The organism is Micromonospora sp. DT4, from assembly GCF_049841675.1.
Classification (GTDB): domain Bacteria; phylum Actinomycetota; class Actinomycetes; order Mycobacteriales; family Micromonosporaceae; genus Micromonospora.
The window spans coordinates 1,519-4,018 of the sequence record NZ_JBNCKT010000194.1 but is presented as its reverse complement, the minus strand read 5'-3'; the positions used below and the strand labels follow the sequence as shown (position 1 = coordinate 4,018).

The 2,500-nt window shown below is 58.0% G+C and carries 2 rRNA genes (both running past the window's edge); both read left to right on the top strand.

Annotation, left to right across the window (positions count from 1 at the left end):
- Window positions 1-196, top strand: a 16S ribosomal RNA gene (locus ACLQ24_RS28290); it begins 1,319 nt to the left of the window's first position.
- 385 nt (window positions 197-581) lie between these two features.
- A 23S ribosomal RNA gene (locus ACLQ24_RS28285) occupies window positions 582-2,500 on the top strand; it runs 1,292 nt beyond the window's last position.
- Together the 16S and 23S rRNA genes form the textbook arrangement of a ribosomal RNA operon.

Below are 2,500 nucleotides of genomic sequence, written 5' to 3'. Positions count from 1 at the left end.
AATCGCAGATCAGCAACGCTGCGGTGAATACGTTCCCGGGCCTTGTACACACCGCCCGTCACGTCACGAAAGTCGGCAACACCCGAAGCCGGTGGCCCAACCCTTGTGGAGGGAGCCGTCGAAGGTGGGGCTGGCGATTGGGACGAAGTCGTAACAAGGTAGCCGTACCGGAAGGTGCGGCTGGATCACCTCCTTTCTAAGGAGCACCTTCCGATGAAAGTCGGTAAGGAGCCCGCGCTGCCCGAATGTGGTGGTGGGGTGCTCAGATGGCGGAGACACTGGCGAGTTTTTCTTTGGCAACGGCCGGGTTCCTTCTAGTACAGCTGCTCTTCGGGGTGGTGGGAACGAAGTCCCTGGTGCGGCTGAGGGGGAATGTAAGCACCCTGTTGGGTCCTGAAAGAACAACCGTTGGTTGTTTTTTCGGATGACTTGGCCGGCCCTCCTTGGTGGGGGCTGGGAGTCTGCCAGGCATGGCCTGGCTCCATATACCGCTGGTCTGAGGGCTGGGTTTGGTGTGGGGCGGATCGGGTTGTGGGTTGGTCGTTTGTTGAGAATTGCACAGTGGACGCGAGCATCTTTGTGGTCAAGTTGTCAAGGGCGAACGGTGAATGCCTTGGCACCAGGAGCCGATGAAGGACGTGGGAGGCCGCGATAGGCCTGGGGGAGCTGTCAACCAAGCTGTGATCCCAGGGTGTCCGAATGGGGAAACCTGGCACCAGTCATGTGGTGTCACCCACACCTGAACACATAGGGTGTGTGGAGGGAACGCGGGGAAGTGAAACATCTCAGTACCCGCAGGAAGAGAAAACAAATTTAGTGATTCCGTGAGTAGTGGCGAGCGAAAGCGGATTGAGGCTAAACCGGCTGCGTGTGATACCTGTCAGGGGTTGCGTGGTCGGGGTTGTGGGACCCCGCTGAGTGTACTGACATGCATTCGAGGAGTTATAAAGTCAGTGGCTAGTCGAACAGTCTGGAATGGCTGACCGTAGACGGTGAGAGTCCGGTAGGTGAAAGTTGCTGACCTTCTGTGGGTGTTCCCGAGTAGCGGCGGACCCCTGAAATCTGCCGTGAATCTGCCAGGACCACCTGGTAAGCCTAAATACTTCCTGGTGACCGATAGCGGACGAGTACCGTGAGGGAATGGTGAAAAGTACCCCGGGAGGGGAGTGAAATAGTACCTGAAACCGTTCGCCTACAATCCGTCGGAGCCTTGCGGGGTGACGGCGTGCCTTTTGAAGAATGAGCCTGCGAGTTAGTGGCATGTGGCGAGGTTAACCCGTGTGGGGGAGCCGTAGCGAAAGCGAGTCTGAATAGGGCGTTTTAGTCGCATGCTCTAGACCCGAAGCGGAGTGATCTAGCCATGGGCAGGCTGAAGCGCGGGTAAGACCGCGTGGAGGGCCGAACCCACCAACGTTGAAAAGTTGGGGGATGACCTGTGGTTAGGGGTGAAAGGCCAATCAAACTCCGTGATAGCTGGTTCTCCCCGAAATGCATTTAGGTGCAGCGTCGCGTGTTTCTTGCCGGAGGTAGAGCACTGGATGGTCTAGGGGGCCCACAAGCTTACCGAAATCAGCCAAACTCCGAATGCCGGTAAGTGAGAGCGCGGCAGTGAGACTGCGGGGGATAAGCTTCGTAGTCGAGAGGGAAACAGCCCAGATCACCAGCTAAGGCCCCTAAGCGTGTGCTAAGTGGAAAAGGATGTGGGGTCGCATAGACAACCAGGAGGTTGGCTTAGAAGCAGCCACCCTTTAAAGAGTGCGTAATAGCTCACTGGTCAAGTGGTTCCGCGCCGACAATGTAGCGGGGCTCAAGCACACCGCCGAAGCTGTGGCATTCACATTTTATCCTCGCTTGGACTTGATTCCTTGTGCAGGTGTGTGGATGGGTAGGGGAGCGTCGTGCCGCGAGTGAAGCAGCGGGGTGACCCAGTTGTGGACGCGGCACGAGTGAGAATGCAGGCATGAGTAGCGAAAGAAGGGTGAGAAACCCTTCCGCCGGATGACCAAGGGTTCCAGGGCCAGGCTAATCCGCCCTGGGTGAGTCGGGACCTAAGGCGAGGCCGAGAGGCGTAGTCGATGGACAACGGGTTGATATTCCCGTACCCGCGAAAGAGCGTCCCTGATGAACCTCGTTGTGCTAACCACCCGAGCTGCCTGATGTCTTCGGACGGATGGTGGGGAGCGTGGGAACCTGGCGGGTAGTAGTCAAGCGATGGGGTGACGCAGGAAGGTAGCTGAGCCCGGCCGGTGGTTGTGCCGGGGTAAGCGTGTAGGCCGTGTCGTAGGCAAATCCGCGACGCATGTAGGCTGAGACGTGATGCCGAGCCGATTCAGGTGAAGTCAGTGATCCTATGCTGCCGAGAAAAGCCTCTAGCGAGTTCTTAGCGGCCCGTACCCCAAACCGACACAGGTGGTCAGGTAGAGAATACCGAGGCGATCGGGCGAACTGTGGTTAAGGAACTCGGCAAATTGCCCCCGTAACTTAGGGAGAAGGGGGGCCG